The sequence below is a fragment of the Paenibacillus sp. J5 genome (assembly GCF_054955055.1).
In genome coordinates this window covers 384,133-402,445 of the sequence record NZ_JBUEDD010000005.1, presented here as the reverse complement: position 1 = coordinate 402,445, position 18,313 = coordinate 384,133, and the positions used below count along the sequence as shown (strand labels likewise).

Below are 18,313 nucleotides of genomic sequence, written 5' to 3'. Positions count from 1 at the left end.
ATTCATGATAACCGGTTGACACAAAGTATGTCAACCGGTTATCATAATGGTAATGAAGGCGCATTCATTTCATTCTTTAAGGGGGAGACACAATTGAAATTAAACAAGAGTATGGTGCTGGCCTTGAGTGTAATGCTGCTGCTGGGGGGCGTGTTGTCTGCATGCTCGAAGAGCAATGTTGCGAATCCGAACGGGGGAGAGCCGCAAGGCGGAACCAGTACCGGAGAGCAGACAGCCAAAAATGTTAAGTTGACCTTTTTCAATACGGCAGCCGAAGTGAATGGGGTGTTCGAGAAGCTGTTCGAAACGTATCACTCCCTTCATCCTGAAGTCACCATCGAGCTGATCCCGACGCCGATTGGCGGCGCACAGCTTGAGAAGTTCCAGTCGTTGCTGGCATCGGGGAACCCGGCGACGATAGCCAATCTCGATCCCGGAACGATTGTACAATACCAAGATAAATTCCTTGACCTGGAGTCCGAGAAGTCCAAGTATGAGCAATTAACCAAGCCGGGAGCCGTCGACGGCGCGCTGCTGGAAGGCAAATTTCTGGGCATACCGTGGACGGCTCAAGGCTATGGTCTGCTCTATAACAAGCGTGTCGTAGAAGAGGCAATCGGCGGCCCGTTCGATCCGCAGACGATTCAGACCCGCAATGATTTGGAAGCACTGTTCAAAAAGATTGCCGCAGCAGGCAAAACACCAGTCATGCTGCACGGTGCCGACTGGTCCTTAGGCGCTCACTATCTCGGTCTGACCTACTCGCTGCAGTCTAGCAATGTCGAAGAAAATCGGGCATTTGTGGAGAAGCTGAAGGGTGGAGAGGCACAACTAACGGACAATCCGCAATTTAACGGCTTGATGGACACATTTGACTTGCTGAAGCAGTATAATGCCCGTCAGAAGGACCCGCTGGTCGCCGATTACACGAAGGACAGCACGGATTTTGCCAAGGGAGAGACCGCCTTCTACTTCATGGGCGACTGGACCTGGGCTGTCATCGGCTCACTGGAGGGACGTGATCAGGAATTCGGCATCATCCCTGTGCCGATCAGCAATGAGCCCTCGGATTTTGGCAATACGCAGGTTGCCTATAGTGAGCCGAAGCTGCTCGCGATTGATAATTCCGGCTCCTCTGCCGATCAGCAGGAAGCGGCTAAAGCCTTCATCGAATGGCTCGTTACGAGCGAGGAAGGACAAAAGGCGATTGTCACTGATATGGGGCTTGCTCTCCCATACAAGGATGTCAAGGCCACGGGCAATAACATGATCTCCGACGCTCTGGCGAAGTATGTCGATCAAGGCAAAGTGATCAATATCGGCGTGATCAACTATTTCCCACAAGATTACTGGGCCAAGACAGGAGCCTCGATGCAGAAATATCTGGTTGGCAAGCTCGATCGCCAAGGACTGGCCGCTGAGGTACAGGCTTACTGGCAATCCTACGCCGGCAAGTAAGCCAGGCAGAGGACAGCGACTAAGAAGGAAGGGCGAGTGGTTGCCATTCGCCCTTCAGTTATGGATAAGGGTGCAAATAAGGCTGCAAAGGGTGCTTGCATATGAATAAAAAAATGGTTTGGAGAAATTCGGGAACGTTCCTGCTGTTTGCAGGACCCTCCACCTTTGCCTTTGCCGCAGTTGTTCTGGTTCCGTTCCTGGTTGGGGTCTACCTGACCTTCACGAACTGGGATGTGCGTACTGGCGATGGCACATTAATCGGGCTGGCCAATTACACGGAGGTCATGAAGGATCAAGCCTTCTGGACGCAGCTCTGGTTCACCATCAAGTATGTGTTCTGTACGGTGCTGCTGTCCAATGTCGTCGCCTTCTTCATCGCGCTTGCGCTGACCAGCGGATTAAAGGGAGAGAAGTGGCTGCGAACCGGATTTTTTACCCCGAATCTGATCGGCGGCATCGTGCTGGGGTACTTATGGCAGATGCTGTTCTCGCAGGTGCTGCCCTACCTGGGGCAAACCTATGGCTGGAGCTGGTTCGAAACATCCTGGCTGACGGACACCGACACGGCGTTTTGGGCGCTCGTCATTGCTACGGCTTGGCAGCTCGCTGGCTATTTGATGATTATTTATATCGCGGGATTTTCGGGCGTGCCTAATGATGTGCTGGAGGCAGCGAGTATCGATGGTGCGAGTCGATCGGCGATGATACGGAAGATTATACTGCCATTGTCCGTCTCCGCCGTCGTCATCTGTATTTTTATCTCGCTGTCGCGCTCGTTTCTCACCTATGATATTAACCTGTCCTTGACTAAGGGGGGGCCCTTCAATTCGACAGAGCTGGCATCGTATCATATTGTGCAGAAGGCCTTCTTATCCAATCAATACGGCATCGGCCAGGCTGAGGCCATCGTGCTGTTTGCGGTTGTCGCCCTGATCGCTCTGACACAATCGTACCTGCTCAAGAGAATGGAGGTCGAATCGTAATGCGCTCGAAACGCTATGCGGGCTCATTGAAGTCGGCTGCACTCTACATCATGCTATTTGCTTTCCTATTTCCGTTCCTGCTCGTTATGATGAATTCCTTCAAGAAGACGCAATACTTTGTGGAGAATCCGCTGGCGCTGCCGACCAGCTTCAATCTGGACAATTATCTGAATGCGTATGAGAATATGAACTTCCTGAAGTCCTTCATGAATTCCTTGCTCATTACGGTCGTTGCGGTGCTGCTCATTCTGTTGTTCGCCTCCATGACGGGCTATCTGTTCGTCCGCTTCAAGTGGAAGGTGAACTGCGTGTTATTTTTCCTGATGCTCGCATCGATGACGCTCCCATTCCAAGTGCTGATGATCCCGCTGGTCATGCTGTACGGCAATATGGGCCTGCTCAATATGAAGTCAACGCTGCTGTTTATGTACATGGGCTTTGGCATCCCGTTCGGTGTCTTCACCTTTCACGGCTTCATCAAAGGCATCCCGTATGAGCTGGAGGAATCGGCCTTCATAGAAGGCAGCTCCCGCCTGAGAACCTTCTTCCAAATTATCGTGCCGCTGCTCAGGCCGGTCATGATGACGCTAATCGTTCTGGATGTACTCTGGATATGGAATGACTATCTGCTACCGAGCCTTGTGCTGCTGTCTCCTGAGCATAAGACGTTGCCGCTGTCTACGTACTCCTTCTTCTCCAGCTATTCGGTCGACTATGGGCCGTTAATGGCGGGGCTGGTGATGACGGTCATCCCGGTATTGGTGCTCTATCTGCTGCTGCAAAACCATATTATTAAAGGTGTGACGCAGGGCGCCTTGAAGTAAAGGGCTGAAAAAGTGAATGGGCTGGTTTATACTTGGCTTAAAAACAAGGTGGTAGGATATGCCGAAAATTGAAGACGTGGCCGCCCGTGCGGGGGTTTCGGTCACAACCGTATCAAGAGTACTGAATAACCGAGGATATATTAGTGAGAAGACAAGAAACAATGTCCAGCAAGCGATAAAGGAATTGAATTACCAGCCTAATGAAATGGCGCGCGCCCTGTTTCGCAGAAAGTCGAACATGATTGGATTAATTATTCCAGCGGTATCGCACCCATTCTTCAGCGAGCTGACGTACCATCTTGAATATTATGCCGACCTACGAGGCTATAAGCTGTTGCTCTGCAATTCGCACCGCGATGTGTCCAAGGAGCGGCAATATATTGATATGCTCAAGAAGAATCAGGTGGATGCCATTATTATGGGCAGCTCGGTTCTGAATATTAAGCACTACCTCCATCTGAATCTCCCGATTGTGTCCTTCGACCGGACGGTGGCAGAGAATATTCCCATCGTCACCTCAGATAATCATATGGGAGGAAGGCTTGCCGCCAGACTGCTCATGGAGAAGGGCTGCCGTGAGGTGGCCTTCGTCTATCGTGGCATCGGTGGGCCCCATCATCAGGCGCTGCTCGCCAATGCACGCGCACAGGGATTCGAGGAGCAGTGGGCTGAAGTGGGGCTGAGGCCGCTGCAACTGCAACTGGACTCGTCTGTTCCAGGCAGGGGCGGAGAGGAGATTGCCCGGTTTTTGCAGGAGCATCCGCAGGTGGATGGCATCTTCACGAGCAGTGATGTGATTGCTGCGGAGGTTATCCAGGCCTGCGATCGGCTGAATCGACGCATACCGGAGGACATCAAGCTCATCGGGTATGATGATGTAGAGCTGGCCTCGCTCCTCTCACCGCGATTGACCACGATCCAGCAGCCGATTCAACAGATGGGCGAATATACGATTGAGCTCGTTGCTCGGCAGCTTGATGGGATGGAGGTGCCCATGATGCGCACCTTCCCGGTGAAGCTGGTCGAGAGGGAGACGACAGGATGATTACGGGTATGGCGCAGCATTGCAGGAAAGAAGGGAAGAGCTATGAGCAAGACCGCTATATTACCGCGCAGCACCCCTGAGCTCCAGGGGGTGGCCCCGGCAGGCGTGCTGCAATTCATCGAAGATATGGAGCAGAAGAAGCTGGAGCTGCATGGCTTCATCCTGCTGCGCCACGGCCATCGGATCGCCGAAGGCTGGTGGAAGCCCTATGGGCCGCAGGATGCCCACGCGGTGTATTCATTGACGAAGAGCATCACCTCCATGGCGATCGGAGTGGCGGTGCAGGAGGGCTTGATTGCAGAGGAGGGGAGAGTGCTGGATTACCTCTCTGACCTTCGTCCTCCAGGCATGAACGAGAGGTTCAATCGGCTGACCATCAAGCATCTGCTGACGATGACTACCGGACACCGGGAGGATACGACCCGGTTCATCGTCACTCCGGCGTTTATGGACTGCAGGACAACGGCGCGTATCGGGGATTGCACGGATGGCGATGATATACGCGGCTTTATGGAGCTGCCGATCGAAGCAGAGCCGGGCACTCACTTTCTGTACAATAGTGGAGCGTCCCACTTGCTCGGAGCGATTCTTGAGCGGGTAAGCGGCAGCAAGCTCGCAGATTATGTACAGACCCGCCTCTTCGATCCGCTCGGCATACAGCGTCCGCGCTGGGAGCATGCGCCGGGAGGAGTGGCTGCGGGTGGTTGGGGGCTGTGGCTTCGTACCGAGGATGTCGCCCGGTTCGGCGAGCTGCTGCTGCGCAAGGGGAGATGGCAGGGGCAGCAGCTTGTGCCGCGGGCGTGGATTGAGCGTGCGACTGCCTGCCAGGTTGATAATGGGAAGGGCGCCAAGCAGACAGGCGCTAATGTTCAACTGGACTGGGAGCAAGGCTACGGCTACCAGTTTTGGAGGTGCCGGCATCAAGCCTTTCGGGCGGATGGCGCATTTGGCCAATACTGCATTATTCTGCCTGAATACGATGCCGTCCTGGCGATCCATGGCGGGTTGAACGATATGCAGGCGGTTCTGGATGGTGTATGGGAGCATCTATTGCCTGCCATGAGCATGAAGAAGAGTTTCTTGGCTGTGACGGATCCGGCAGATGGACAGCGGTTGGCCGCCAAGCTGGCCTCGTTGGAGCTAGGGCCGCCCAGTGGAACGGGCAGTGAGGGGTGGACAGGCCGCCGCTGCTATGAGCTGGAGGATAATGAGCTCGGGCTGAAGCAGATTGCACTGACCTTCTCAGACAATCGCTGCATACTGGAATGGGCAGGCGATCAACGCTCGCAGCAGCTTATATGCGGGCTAGGCAACTGGCAGATGAATCATGCTGCTGCAGGAGGCGTATCCCATGCCAAGGGAGGCTGGCAGGATGCTGCGACATTTGTGCTGCACCATTATCCGCAGGGCTCCCCGCATTATGACCGCTGTCTCTTCGTGTTCGATAAGCAGAATGTAGAGATTCACTATGAGCATCTGAGCTTTCATCCGGTATACTATCGAATGAGAGGCATAACAAGCGACATATGAACGATGAATGATAACAGCTTACTTATCTGGAAATTGCCCCATACTTTGGATCGTAGCAGGATAATGGGGCAATCGAAGAGAAACTTGATTAGGTCATGTCTGAAAACCGTTCAAGAACATCTCGACCCGTCTGTTCTCAGACACGCCCTAGAGTCATGCAGGAAGAAATCTAATAATGCAGGAGGTCATTGCGAAGATGGCACTTATTCAGGTTAGTTACTTTTCCCTATGTCTGTCCAGGGAGACGACATTCAATGTGCTGCTGCCGATCGATTCCCCGATACCGGGCCATGCGGCGGCAAGCGGCGAGAAGCTGCGAACGCTGTATCTGCTGCACGGTTACTCCGGTACCTACACGGATTGGCTCCATTATTCGCGTATTCGAGAGCTGGCGGATCGCTATCGCATCGCCGTGGTTATGCCGTCAGGAGAGAACCATTTCTATGTCGATGACGAGGACAAGCGAGCCCGCTATGGAGAATTCGTCGGTCGGGAGCTGGTTCAGCTTACACGGCGCATGTTCCCGCTGTCCGAGCAGCGTGAGGATACGTGGATCGGCGGCCTGTCGATGGGCGGATTCGGGGCGATCCGCAACGGCTTGAAGTATGCCGGGCATTTCGGGAAAATTATTGCGTTGTCCTCGGCGATCCTCACCTATCGTATCGCCAATGCCGAACCGGGCTATACCGACGGTGTCGCCGATTACAATTATTTTACAAGGGTATTCGGCGATCTGACGCAGGTGACCGGGAGCGATAAGGACCCGGAGGCTCTCATCCGGCGTCTACAGCAAGAGCAGGCGGAAATTCCGCAGCTATATCTCGCCTGTGGAAGTGAGGATTTCCTGCTGGATGTCAATCACGAGTTCCGGGATTTCCTGACCAAGGAACAGATTCCGCATGTGTATCACGAGACGCCTGGCGGCCACACATGGGATTTCTGGAATGAATATATCAGTCTGTCGCTCGATTGGGCAACCCAAGCAAGCAGCGACAGCAGATAAATTCACATGTAGCTGTATCCTCCCTATCAAGCCGGTGAGCTATGCTTGATAGCATAGCGCTGAGGGGATATGTATCCGCCTGTACAAGCCGCCCCTGAGGGCGTGAAGTATGCAGTCCTGGCACGTGACAAATGCCGCATTGAAACATCTTCTCCGGTATGGTATCTTGTAAGCTGATCTAGTACAGCTTGCCCGGATAAGAAGAGCAATGCGGCTTTTTCTATGAGGCACCGGCTTCTACCCCCGCATATCGATAGCGGAAAAGGAAGGTGCGAACATACTACGAACATATGCTATAATGAACGATAGATAGTTAGCGATACATAGGCAGTATGAAGATGGGAGAGAACACGGTGCGGGTATTAGGAATAGATCCGGGCATTGCGATAGCCGGCTTCGGGTTTGTCGACAAGGTAGGCAGCAAGCTGGTGCCTGTGCAGTACGGAGCGATTCAGACGGAAGCGCACACCCCGCAGGAAACGCGGCTCATCCAAATCTATGACTCGGCTTGCGCGCTGCTGGAGCGCTATAAGCCCGATGCGATGGCGGTGGAGAAGCTGTTCTTCAACCGCAATGTCACGACGGCGTTCGCGGTCGGGCAAGCGCGGGGGGTCATCATTCTGGCGGCCGCCCAGCGCGGCATACCGGTGGCGGAGTATACGCCGCTTCAGGTGAAGCAGGCCGTTGTCGGCTATGGGAAGGCGGAGAAACGGCAGGTGCAGGAGATGGTGAAGATGTTTCTGAAGCTATCGGCGGTACCGAAGCCGGATGATGTGGCGGATGCGCTCGCTATTGCGATCTGCCACGCCCACTCTGCTGTGCTGCTCAATAAAATGAATGAGGTGCAAGGCACATGATCGACTTTGTTAAGGGCTCCGTCGTCCATCTGGAGACGGACTATGTGGTGGTCGATGTCCGCGATATCGGATACCGGGTGTTCACTCCGAACCCCTATTATTTTCAGCGGACGGAAGGGCCTGTTACCCTATATATTCACCATCATGTGCGGGAGGATGCCATCCAGCTATTCGGCTTCGCTACCCGTGAGGAGCAGAAGCTGTTTCGCAAGCTGCTGGAGGTGTCCGGCATCGGTCCCAAGGTGGCGCTCGGCATCCTCGCAGGCGGCAAGCCGGAGACGATCATTGCTGCGATTCAGCAGGAGAACCTCGCCTTCCTGACCAAGCTGCCGGGTATCGGCAAGAAGACCGCCCAGCGCATGGTGCTCGATCTCAAGGACAAGCTGGAGCTGTCGGGGCTGCCTGTGGATGGAGGGATCTTCTCCGCGGAGAGCAGCGAGCTGCAGAGTGGTCACCTCGCCTGGGATGAGGCGAAGGAGGCGCTGGCAGCGCTTGGCTATACCTCTGCGGAGCTGGATCGGGCGTGGCACGGCATTAAGGACACTGCAGCCGGTGAGGAGTCGGTGGATGTCCTGATGAAGAAGGCGCTGCAGTGGCTGTTCAAAGGCTGACAGGAGGCGAGGCGGTATGGAAGAGAGAATTATATCAGCCAATCTGATGATGGAAGACCAGGCAGTAGAGCTGAGCCTGCGCCCCCGTTATCTGGCGGAATATATCGGGCAATCGCATGCGAAGGAAAATTTGAAGGTCTATATCGAGGCGGCCAAGCTGCGCAAGGAAGCGCTGGATCATGTGCTGCTCTATGGGCCGCCTGGACTTGGCAAGACGACGCTGTCCAATATTATCGCCAACGAGCTGGGCGTCAATCTGCGCACAACCTCCGGGCCAGCTATCGAGCGTCCAGGAGATCTGGCGGCGATTCTGACGAATCTGCAGGAGGGCGACGTGCTGTTCATCGACGAGATTCACCGGCTGCACCGTACAGTGGAGGAAGTGCTGTACCCTGCTATGGAGGATTTCGCGCTCGATATAATGATTGGCAAAGGGCCGAGCGCTCGCTCGGTTCGGCTGGATCTGCCCAAGTTCACGCTGATCGGCGCGACGACAAGGGCCGGACTGCTGTCCGCGCCGCTGCGGGATCGCTTCGGGGTGATGAGCCGCCTGGAATTTTATACGGTGCCGGAGCTGGCGTTCATCGTCTCGCGTGCAGCCGATATATTGGGTGTGGAGATGATCGGAGAGGCCGCGGAGGAGATCGCGCTCCGCTCCAGGGGCACGCCGCGGATTGCGAATCGTCTGCTCAAGCGGGTGCGGGACTTCGCTCAGGTGAGAGGCGACGGAATTATTACGAACGAGCTGGCAAGCTCAGCGCTGGAGATGATCCAGGTGGACCCGCGGGGGCTGGATCAGATTGATCACAAGATGCTGCGCGCGATGATCACGAGCTTTCGCGGCGGGCCTGTCGGGCTGGATACGATAGCGGCTACGATCGGAGAGGAAGGGCAGACCATTGAGGATGTCTATGAACCGTACCTGATGCAGATTGGCTTCCTGCAGCGGACGCCGCGCGGTCGGGTTGTGACTCCGCAAGCCTATCATCATCTTGGCCTGCCGGTTCCGGGCGAGCCAAGCGAGCCAGGTGGCAGCGATTCGGAGTAGAAGCGTTGGAGGAAAGGGAGAGATGACCATGCGCAGATGGATAGCGAGTGTGGCACTGGCAACGGCCTGTGCGCTGTTGCTTGGAATTGGGCCAGCGGAGCGCCAGATGGCTGCTGCAGGCGATGATGTGCGCGTAGCGATCTACCTTAATTTGCCGGGGAAGGTAACGTCTACGCTTGCCGCTGCGACGCTTAGCGGCAGCCAGCCGCTGACCATTGGCGTGCGGCAGCCAGCCGGGCCGGAGAGCTGGACGTCTGTGGGGGCTGGCCAGGAGGCTCGCTTTGCCCTGGATGACTACAAGGTTCGGCTCGGAGAGACGACTGATTTTCAGACGGCGCTGAGCTGGCTGAATGCGGCGCAGAAGAGCTCCAGCGCGGTGCTGCTGACCTCACTTAGCAAGCTGGGCAACACCGTCTATCAGGTAACGGAAGGCTCCTATGAGTCTGAGGAGGCAGCGAAGGCGGCGCTTAGCAAGTGGCAGAGCAACAGTACATTAAGCAAGCTGCTTGGGCAGAGCAAGTCTGTGATAGCGGGGCCGCTTCATCTGGAGGCGGGGCCCTACGCGACGCTGGCGGAAGCGAAGAAGCAGCAGGCCGCGGCAGGCAGTGCGGGGGTCGATGCTTATATCGCGCTCAAGCAGCCGACGGGCAGCGGCAAGCTGAGCTACTATATTCATGTGGGCGCTGCTGCTAATCAGGCTGCGCTGGCTCAGGTCAAGACCGAGGCGGACAAGGCGGGGCTTAGCAACCTGACTGCTGCGGATGCGGCGACTCCTTATCTACAGCTTCAGGATGACCATACGCTGTCCAAGAAGGCTGGCGAGCCGGCTCCGCTCTACTTGGCGGGTAATAGCGCCAAGGTCTGGGTGAGCACAGCAAGCAGCGGCACCATCAAGCTCAAGGAGCGATCCGAGCGGACGTACCGCGGCAGCTTCGAGCTAAGTGCGTTCAATGGCAAGCTGGCGGTCATCAATGAGCTGCCGCTGGATCATTATCTATACTCGGTCGTTGGAGCGGAGATGTCGCCTTCCTGGCCGGATGAGGCGCTCAAGGCACAAGCAGTGGCGGCGCGCAGCTATGCGCGCTACCAAGGCATGGGCTTTCAGATTGCCCATGTGGTCGACAGCGTGCTAAGCCAGGCTTACGATGGAACCGTTAGGGAGGCGCCATCGACCATCCGTGCGGTTGATGCGACCTCAGGCGAGGTTGTAAAATACAAGGGCGCTGTAATCGAGGCGGTGTACTCCTCCAGCTCCGGCGGCATGACAGCGGAGGGCAAGGAGGTCTGGGGCAATGCTGTAGCGTATCTGCAGCCAATCAAGAGCCCGGACGAGACGTCTGAGAAGGGATTATACTCCTGGTACCGTGTTGTGCTGCCCGGCGGGCAGGTGGGATACATTCGGGAGGATCTGCTCGAGGATACCGGTGCGAAGACCGCTGCGGGCAGCGCGATGATGCGGGTGAAGCAGAACGGCACCAACGTCCGTCAGATTCCACTCGTGCAGACGTCGGTGGAGCCGGTCGCGAAGGTCGATAGCGGTACGAAAGTGGTGGTCTTGGAGAAGGTCGTGCAATCCAATGAGAACCGCTGGATTAGAGGACCGTATACACCCGCTCAACTGATCGAATCATTGAAGTCGCGGGTGCAGACGCCTGTTAGCGGGCCTGTGCAGTCGCTGAAGGTGGACAAGCGAGGAGAGTCGGGTCGTGTGCTGTCCATCCTAGTGAATGGCAAGAAGGTGGAGCTGCGTTACCCTGACCTGCTTCGTTCGGCGCTTGGCGGCTTGCCAAGCACGAAGTTCGAGGTGGAGGAGACGGCACGGATTGCGGTGAAGAGCGGCAGCACAAGCCGTGAACGCACCGGCTCCGAGACGCTGTATGCGCTCGGAGCAGACGGGCAGGCGAAGGCGCTGTCCAGTGCTACGATCTATGTGATGAACGGCGCGGGAACGATTCGCCCGGCGACGAAGGATACGCAATTCCGATTCATCGGGCAGGGCAACGGGCACGGATTGGGCATGTCCCAGTACGGAGCCAAGGGACTGGCCGAGCAGGGGTATGACTACAAATCTATATTGCAATACTATTACAAAGAAACCACTATAGTTAAGGAATGACACCTGCAATGAATGTAGATTGGTTTGATTTTGAGCTGCCCGAGCAATTGATTGCACAGACGCCGCTCGCGCAGCGAACCGCATCCAGACTGATGGCTGTAGAACGTGGAACAGGCAACATCTCCAGCGGTCGCTTTACCGACCTGGCACAATATTTGCAGCCTGGGGATCTGCTCGTGTTGAATGATACGAAGGTGCTGCCCGCTCGGCTGCTTGGCATCAAGCCGGATACCGGCGCGCGTGTCGAGCTGCTGCTGCTGAAGCAATTGGAGCATGATCGGTGGGAGACGCTGGCTAAGCCGGCCAAGCGGCTCAAGCTGGGCGCACGTATTGCATTCGGCGAGAGAGAGGACGGGCAGCCGCTGCTGACAGCGGTTGTGGAGCAAGAGGGGGAGATGGGGGCGCGGATCGTCCGCTTCGAATATGAGGGCATCTTCACGGAGCTGCTCGATCGGCTGGGCGAGATGCCGCTGCCACCCTATATCCATGAGCGTCTGGAGGACAAGGATCGTTATCAGACGGTGTATGCAAGAGCGCAAGGCTCGGCGGCTGCCCCGACGGCGGGGCTGCACTTCACAGAGCCCTTCCTGCAAGAGCTTCAGCGTAAAGGGGTTCAGCTCGCCTATCTGACGCTTCATGTAGGGCTGGGCACGTTCCGCCCGATGTCCACGGAGCGCATCGAGGATCATGTGATGCACTCGGAGTATTATGAGCTCGATGAGGCGAATGCCAGGCTGATTCAGGAGACGAAGCGGGGAGGCGGGCGCATCGTGGCAGTCGGGACGACCTCATGCCGCACATTGGAGACTGTTGCAGGTCGCTTCATGGATGGACAGGTCAAGGCATGCAGCGGCTGGACCGATATATTTATCTATCCCGGCTATGAATTCAAGCTGGTGGATGCGCTGGTGACGAACTTTCATCTCCCCAAATCGACGCTGGTGATGCTGGTGAGCGCACTCGCAGGTCGAGAGCTCGTCATGCAGGCATACAGCAAGGCTGTGGAGGAGCAGTACAGATTTTTCAGCTTTGGCGATGCGATGTTTATCTACTAATAGGATTGGAAGAGTGAACTGTGGCCATAAAATATGAATTGATCAAAACGTGCAAGCAATCCGGCGCCCGTCTGGGCAGAGTGCATACGCCGCATGGCGTTGTGGAGACGCCGGCGTTCATGCCTGTCGGCACACAGGCGACTGTCAAGACGATGAGTCCTGAGGAGTTAAAGCAGATGGATGCGCATATTATTCTGGGCAACACCTACCATCTGTTTTTGCGTCCGGGGCATGAGCTAATTGAGCGCGCCGGCGGTTTGCATCGGTTTATGAACTGGGATCGGCCTATTCTGACCGATAGCGGCGGCTTTCAGGTGTTCAGCCTGAGCAATATGCGCAAAATTACAGAGGAGGGCGTGCAATTCCGCTCTCATCTGAATGGAGATAAGCTGTTCATCTCTCCGGAGAAGGCGATGGAGATTCAAAATTCGCTCGGCTCAGACATTATGATGGCCTTCGACGAATGCCCGCCCCATCCGGCGGAGCACAGCTATGTGAAGCAATCGCTGGAGAGAACGACGAGATGGGCGGAGCGCTGTCTGGAATCGCACCGCAAGCCGGACACACAGGCGCTGTTCGCGATCGTTCAAGGCGGCATGTATGAGGATTTGCGCAAGCAGAGCGCACAAGATTTGACTTCCATGGATTTCCCGGGGTATGCTATTGGAGGGCTTAGCGTAGGCGAGCCTAAGCCGCTCATGTATGAGGTGCTGGATTATACGGTTCCGCTGCTGCCGGCAGCCAAGCCACGCTATCTGATGGGCGTCGGTTCGCCAGATGCGTTGCTGGAAGGCTCGATTCGCGGCATTGATATGTTTGACTGTGTCTTGCCTACCCGAATCGCCCGTAACGGGACGACGATGACGAGCGCAGGCAGGCTCGTCGTGCGCAATGCCAAATATGCAGAGGATTTCGGCCCGCTTGATCCGAAGTGCGGCTGTTATACGTGCCAGAATTATTCCAGAGCCTATATTCGCCATCTTCTGCATGCCAACGAAACGTTCGGCATTCGCTTGACGACGTATCATAATCTACACTTTTTGCTACAGCTCATGAGAGACGTGCGCCAGGCGATTGCGGAGGATCGCTTGCTTGATTTCCGCGATGATTTCTTCACGGCGTATGGCCTTTTCAATAATGAGAAAGGATTCTAGAGAGGGGGAGAGACAATGTGGCTAGCGACTGACGCACCTGCTGCCGGAGGCAGCATCTGGGGGATGCTGCTGCCGTTCATCCTGATGTTTGCAGTATTCTATTTCCTGCTGATTCGTCCGCAGCAAAAGAAGCAGAAGACGCGCAATCTGATGCTGAACCAACTGAAGAAGGGTGACAAGGTTGTAACGATCGGCGGTCTGCATGGCACGATTCACGAGATTACGGATGACATCGTCGTCCTGCGCGTGAATGATGCAACCAAGCTGACCTTCGACCGCAGCTCGGTTAACAATGTGCTAACGCAATCTGCTGAATAATACACCTTGCAAAGCAGTCTGTACACAAACCATCCGTTTGTGTGGAGGCTGTTTTTTTGTGTTTTAGAATTTTTCTCCGCGAAACGAAGCGTTGCTCAGAGCGGCGGTAGCGTGTGCACTTATTTTGCGAACAAAGAACTATATATAAATATTCGTATATATGGTATCTTCTTGTAAAAAATCAGGAGGAGGAGGATATGAGAAAGTTATCGATCATCGTCGTGAGTTGTGTGGGGATTATCGCTGCTGGAGTGCTCTGGATTGCATACACGACTACAGCCAAGCAAACCATCGATCAAGCAGCCATCGAGCGAGGATTTGACGACATCGGGGCTCAAGTGAATCAGCGGATGTATATGGAGGCGGGGCGGTCGGGTATTGACTCCTTATCCATTACTCCTGAACAGTTCCTATTCTACAAGATGAATATTGAATTATTTCATCATGTAACAGACAGCTCGTCTGCAATCCCTAATGACCAGCAATTGCTGGACAATCTGCTGAAGGAAAAGCTGGTGGTGCAGAAAGCGTTGGAGTTGGGCATTACGGTAGAGGATCAGGAGGTCGAGGACTACATTGCAGAGCAAAAGAACATCTATGAACAATTTCAAGCGGAGGAGCAGGGGGATGAGATCGCCTATGAATTTATGAAAAACAGGATACGGATTACAGGACTTTCGGAGGAGCAATTCTGGAACAGCAATGTGATCCGAGAAACCTATTATGAGGCCATATTAAGCAGTAAACTAAGGGCGAAGCTGCTTGCGGATGGAACACTGAGCGAGCCGGAGCAATTTTACCAGTTTCAAGAAGAGCTATTGATAGGGGCGCGTGATATGCTGCCTCGTCTTGAGGATGTGCAGCAGAAGAAATAGTGCTGTCGGGCGGCAGCTTATGAAGGAGTAACGAGTGCATACGGGCCCAAGCGGCAGGGCAACACTAACAGGAGCGATGGAGCAAGCCTAACCAACAACATATACCTGCTGCAAGGAGATGAGCGCAATGCCGCTTGACAATATAAACGGAACCGTGCTGCATTATGCCGTGAAGGGGGAGGGGACGCCGATCCTGTTCGTTCATCCTCCATTGCTGACCAGCGCAAATTTTCGCTACCAGCAGGCTCAGCTTTCTGATGAGTTCAAGGTCATTACCTTCGATGTGCGCGGACATGGGCAGAGCGGTCGCTCGCATGCGCCGTTGACTTATCCGCTTATTGCTGAGGACATAAGGCAACTGATGGATCGTCTCGGACTGGAGAAGGCCTATCTATGCGGTTACTCTACGGGCGGTACAGTGGTGCTGGAGACGCTGTTGACCTACCCGGAGCGGTTCATGGGTGCAATCCTGGTTAGTGCGATGCCGGAAACCAGTGACTGGGTGCTCCGAATGCGTATTCGCGCGGCAGTAGGTTTATCCAGGTGGAAGGCGGCTCTAGGTCTTCTGATGCTGGGTATCACCTGGGGCAATGCCGACCAGCACAAAACGTTTCAGAACCTGTGGAGAGATGCCAGAAGAGGCAACAAGCGCAACATACACCAATATTACAAGTATAGTCTATCCTATAGCTGTACAGATCGGCTGGGACGCATCAGCCAGCCTGTACTGCTGCTCTATGGGAGCAAGGATCGAGGGTTCAAGCGTTACCGCAAGCTGCTCGAAGACGGTCTTCAGCGCCGCGACGTCGTCGTGCTTGGCAAGGAGAAGCATCAATTGCCGACCAAGGCGCCGGAAGCGATGAACGGTTATATTCGCCGCTGGATTCGCTCGCTGGAATACCAGAGCAGTCATGTCAGAAGCGGGCAGCAAGCGGAAAAGGCTGTATCTTCGGCAGCGGAGAACAGCTCCGTCATGTGGCGTGAGGTCGAACAACAACCCTATATACAGGAATAGCAAAAAGGGATCATTCACGCCAACAGGAAAGTGGCGGTTGAATGATCCCTTGCTTGATCAGCAATCAGGTTTCAGTGGAGCGTTGCGCCTGCTGAAGCGAGGCGTTGTTGCTGAGCGGCTGCTGGTGCAAGCGTGACGGCATCTTCGCAGTCGTCGGCTGCAAGCCGCGGGTCGTGTAGGCACTCAGTCTGATGCCAGCCGCCGAGGCGAATAATCCAAGAGCCGTGCCAGCCAGCATGTCGGTTAGCCAATGAATCCCCAAGTAGAAAATAGCAAAAATAATGGCTCCCGCGCTGATGGACACAAACCACGCCCAGCGCTTGTTCCCCGAGCGCAATGCCAGCATCGCAAGCGTAACGGAAATCGAGGTGTGCAGGCTCGGGAAGCAATTATCCAGCCCGGACAGCTCCCGGTACGATGATTCGAACGACGGGAAGATATCTAGCATAATAAAACGTACACTGGGATCAAACGACCAGACCTCTGATACAGGAACGAACAGGTAGAACGGGATTGCGACCAAGTAGTTGATCATAATCGCGTAGCAGGTAGCATAGAACATTCTATCATTGCCCTGAAACGAATAGATGCCCAGCGACGTCAGCAGCAGCGCCTGAAAGACAACAATATACATAAACCCCAGTACAACGGTCAAGACAGGGTGCTCAAATAACGACTGAACGCCGGCCACAAAGCCTTGCTCGATGGATTGAACGAGAGGTGTAAAGTCGTAGTTATATGTCATGCGGCTTTCAATCATCATCTCGATTTTGTTAAAAAACAGAATCATCAGTACCAAGGCAATATGCAACAGATGCATGCGGGAGGTGAACAGCTTGCGGCCGAACCCGTATGCCACTCGCAGCGGACTGCTATTGGTGCCGTACCACAGCAGCAGCATAATTACCAGAGCCGTGTACAGTGTCACAGATCCCATCGAATGAAATAAAACCATACTCCACGCCTCCTTTGATGCAAGCCAACAACGTTGGCAATTGACAGTATAGCATATGAGAGGCGTGATACCTATTGAATAAATCTAAAGAAAACATAAAGATTATTCAATATTTGGTTTCTTTTGTTCCTCCCGCAGATGAAAGTCTAGACCTGTCAACCTTTCTTCGTATTGACGCCGGCCATTCCCCCGACGGCTCCAGCAGCCAGCACAAGGCTGAGCAGAGCAAGGCTGTGCGAGCTTAATGACAGGTCAAGCGACAAAAATCCAATCATCATAATGACGAGACCGTAGACCATTCCACAGAGGCCTCCATGATACCAGCCTCGCCGCGATGCCCTTCGCCCGGCAGTGATTCCGCCTACCAGGCTGCATACGCCATGCGCCGCATAGGACAGATTGGGAAGGGATGTTTCCTGCATGGAGCTGAACTGGAGCAGTAGAGACAGCAGGAAGATACTGGCTCCCAGACCGATGAAGGCGTACAAGATGCCGGACAAGAGCGGCGAGGCAATGTGAATACGGGTGGTTTTTTTAATCAGGTTCATCCATCAACTCTCCTTTATCACTTTGCTATCAGAATATGGTCAAGCGTGCAGAAATAGTACAGGCGGCTTGTTTCCAGTATTTCATAGCGCGGCTGGCTGCATGGAGGCTAACCGGCGCGGCAAAACTAATCCACACTTATGTTAAGAGGCGGAGGGAGAGCGTGCTGTGTGGGAACAACATCTGGCTATTTTTCTGCGGACCATACTGACCTATTTTGTCGTCTTTCTTGTGATGAGGCTTATGGGCAAGCGAGAGATCGGGAAGCTGACGATCTTCGATCTGGTCATCTCCGTTATGATCGCGGAGATCGCCGTCCTGATGATCGAAGATACACAACGTCCGGTTACAGAAGGGATGCTGCCCATCGTAGTGCTGATGCTGCTGCAGATCGGATTTGCGGTGTTGACACTGCGCAGCAGGAAGCTGAGATTGCTGTTCGATGGCAAGCCCAGCATCATGATTGAGAACGGCAAGCTGAATCGGGATGAGATGAAGAAGCAGCGATATAACCTCGACGATCTGCTGGTGCAACTGAGAGATAAAGAAGCGATCAGGCTGGCTGATGTCGAGTTTGCCGTACTGGAGACGAACGGCAAGCTGTCTGTTATCCGCAAGGAGCAGGAGCAGCCGCATTCAGCCAAGAGTAGTAAGGCTGAGGGAACTCCAGTATCATTTCCTCCGGGCTATCGGTTTGAGGATTTGCCCGTGCCGCTTGTTATGGATGGGGAAGTGCAGGAGGAAAATCTTCAGTTGCTTGGACGCAATCGCTTCTGGCTGAAAAAAGAATTGCGCAAGCATGGCGTCACCGATACGAAGCAAGTATTCTTATGCACCATCGATCACCGGGGACGGCTCTTCATAGACACGAAGGGGAAGCCGTCCAAATAACTTGAAGCTATTCAATGAGGCAGCAGGCT

At 54.6% G+C, this 18,313-nt stretch carries 18 protein-coding genes; 16 read left to right on the top strand and 2 right to left on the bottom strand.

What is annotated here, in order from left to right:
- The first annotated feature begins 93 nt into the window (after positions 1-93).
- The 15 genes from ACY1JZ_RS11800 (at position 94) to ACY1JZ_RS11730 (ending at position 15,892) form a co-directional block, all read left to right on the top strand.
- Complete coding sequence (locus ACY1JZ_RS11800; protein WP_462629312.1) at positions 94-1,458, top strand: ABC transporter substrate-binding protein; 1,365 nt, start codon at positions 94-96, stop codon at positions 1,456-1,458.
- A gap of 101 nt (positions 1,459-1,559) precedes the next feature.
- Positions 1,560-2,441 carry a carbohydrate ABC transporter permease gene (locus tag ACY1JZ_RS11795; protein WP_462629310.1) on the top strand — a complete coding sequence of 294 codons (882 nt, stop codon included), beginning with the start codon at positions 1,560-1,562 and terminating at the stop codon, positions 2,439-2,441.
- Complete coding sequence (locus ACY1JZ_RS11790) at positions 2,441-3,265, top strand: carbohydrate ABC transporter permease (protein WP_462629309.1); 825 nt, start codon at positions 2,441-2,443, stop codon at positions 3,263-3,265. The genes ACY1JZ_RS11795 and ACY1JZ_RS11790 overlap by 1 nt, the downstream gene beginning before the upstream one ends.
- Before the next feature lie 58 nt (positions 3,266-3,323).
- Positions 3,324-4,310, top strand: coding sequence for a LacI family DNA-binding transcriptional regulator (locus ACY1JZ_RS11785; RefSeq protein ID WP_270164613.1), 987 nt, complete (start codon positions 3,324-3,326; stop codon positions 4,308-4,310).
- 42 nt (positions 4,311-4,352) lie between these two features.
- Positions 4,353-5,840 carry a serine hydrolase domain-containing protein gene (locus ACY1JZ_RS11780; protein WP_462629307.1) on the top strand — a complete coding sequence of 496 codons (1,488 nt, stop codon included), beginning with the start codon at positions 4,353-4,355 and terminating at the stop codon, positions 5,838-5,840.
- 196 nt (positions 5,841-6,036) lie between these two features.
- Positions 6,037-6,843 carry an alpha/beta hydrolase gene (locus tag ACY1JZ_RS11775; RefSeq protein ID WP_462629306.1) on the top strand — a complete coding sequence of 269 codons (807 nt, stop codon included), beginning with the start codon at positions 6,037-6,039 and terminating at the stop codon, positions 6,841-6,843.
- A gap of 353 nt (positions 6,844-7,196) precedes the next feature.
- Entirely contained in the window at positions 7,197-7,700 is a 504-nt protein-coding gene (ruvC, locus tag ACY1JZ_RS11770) for a crossover junction endodeoxyribonuclease RuvC (protein ID WP_462629305.1), read from the top strand.
- The gene (gene ruvA, locus ACY1JZ_RS11765; protein ID WP_270164608.1) at positions 7,697-8,311 is read left to right on the top strand and encodes a Holliday junction branch migration protein RuvA; all 615 of its coding nucleotides are present in this window, start codon (positions 7,697-7,699) and stop codon (positions 8,309-8,311) included. Before ruvC ends, ruvA begins: the two co-directional genes overlap by 4 nt.
- 16 nt (positions 8,312-8,327) lie before the next feature.
- Positions 8,328-9,359 carry a Holliday junction branch migration DNA helicase RuvB gene (gene ruvB, locus ACY1JZ_RS11760; RefSeq protein ID WP_462629304.1) on the top strand — a complete coding sequence of 344 codons (1,032 nt, stop codon included), beginning with the start codon at positions 8,328-8,330 and terminating at the stop codon, positions 9,357-9,359.
- Between the two features lie 28 nt (positions 9,360-9,387).
- Positions 9,388-11,475: a SpoIID/LytB domain-containing protein gene (locus ACY1JZ_RS11755; protein WP_462629302.1), complete on the top strand. Its 2,088-nt coding sequence runs from the start codon at positions 9,388-9,390 to the stop codon at positions 11,473-11,475.
- 8 nt (positions 11,476-11,483) lie between these two features.
- Positions 11,484-12,530 (top strand): tRNA preQ1(34) S-adenosylmethionine ribosyltransferase-isomerase QueA, encoded by a 1,047-nt coding sequence (queA, locus tag ACY1JZ_RS11750; RefSeq protein ID WP_462629300.1) that lies wholly within the window; start codon positions 11,484-11,486, stop codon positions 12,528-12,530.
- Positions 12,531-12,550: 20 nt separating this feature from the next.
- Complete coding sequence (gene tgt, locus ACY1JZ_RS11745) at positions 12,551-13,684, top strand: tRNA guanosine(34) transglycosylase Tgt (protein WP_462629299.1); 1,134 nt, start codon at positions 12,551-12,553, stop codon at positions 13,682-13,684.
- A gap of 15 nt (positions 13,685-13,699) precedes the next feature.
- Positions 13,700-14,002 (top strand): preprotein translocase subunit YajC, encoded by a 303-nt coding sequence (yajC, locus tag ACY1JZ_RS11740; protein ID WP_462629298.1) that lies wholly within the window; start codon positions 13,700-13,702, stop codon positions 14,000-14,002.
- 197 nt (positions 14,003-14,199) lie between these two features.
- Positions 14,200-14,877, top strand: a complete 678-nt coding sequence (locus ACY1JZ_RS11735; protein WP_462629297.1) for a SurA N-terminal domain-containing protein — start codon at positions 14,200-14,202, stop codon at positions 14,875-14,877.
- Positions 14,878-15,004: 127 nt separating this feature from the next.
- Positions 15,005-15,892, top strand: coding sequence for an alpha/beta fold hydrolase (locus ACY1JZ_RS11730; protein ID WP_462629295.1), 888 nt, complete (start codon positions 15,005-15,007; stop codon positions 15,890-15,892).
- 64 nt (positions 15,893-15,956) lie between these two features.
- Here the strand turns inward: ACY1JZ_RS11730 and ACY1JZ_RS11725 are convergent, their stop codons facing one another.
- Together ACY1JZ_RS11725 and ACY1JZ_RS11720 are read right to left on the bottom strand one after the other, a co-directional pair.
- A complete protein-coding gene (locus ACY1JZ_RS11725; protein WP_270164592.1) occupies positions 15,957-16,847 on the bottom strand; it encodes a phosphatase PAP2 family protein in 891 nt (296 codons plus the stop codon).
- Positions 16,848-17,002: 155 nt separating this feature from the next.
- Positions 17,003-17,395 carry a TIGR04086 family membrane protein gene (locus tag ACY1JZ_RS11720; RefSeq protein ID WP_270164590.1) on the bottom strand — a complete coding sequence of 131 codons (393 nt, stop codon included), beginning with the start codon at positions 17,393-17,395 and terminating at the stop codon, positions 17,003-17,005.
- Between the two features lie 232 nt (positions 17,396-17,627).
- On the opposite strand from ACY1JZ_RS11720, the gene ACY1JZ_RS11715 reads away from it, so the two are divergent.
- The gene (locus tag ACY1JZ_RS11715; protein WP_462629401.1) at positions 17,628-18,284 is read left to right on the top strand and encodes a DUF421 domain-containing protein; all 657 of its coding nucleotides are present in this window, start codon (positions 17,628-17,630) and stop codon (positions 18,282-18,284) included.
- Positions 18,285-18,313 lie beyond the last annotated feature (29 nt).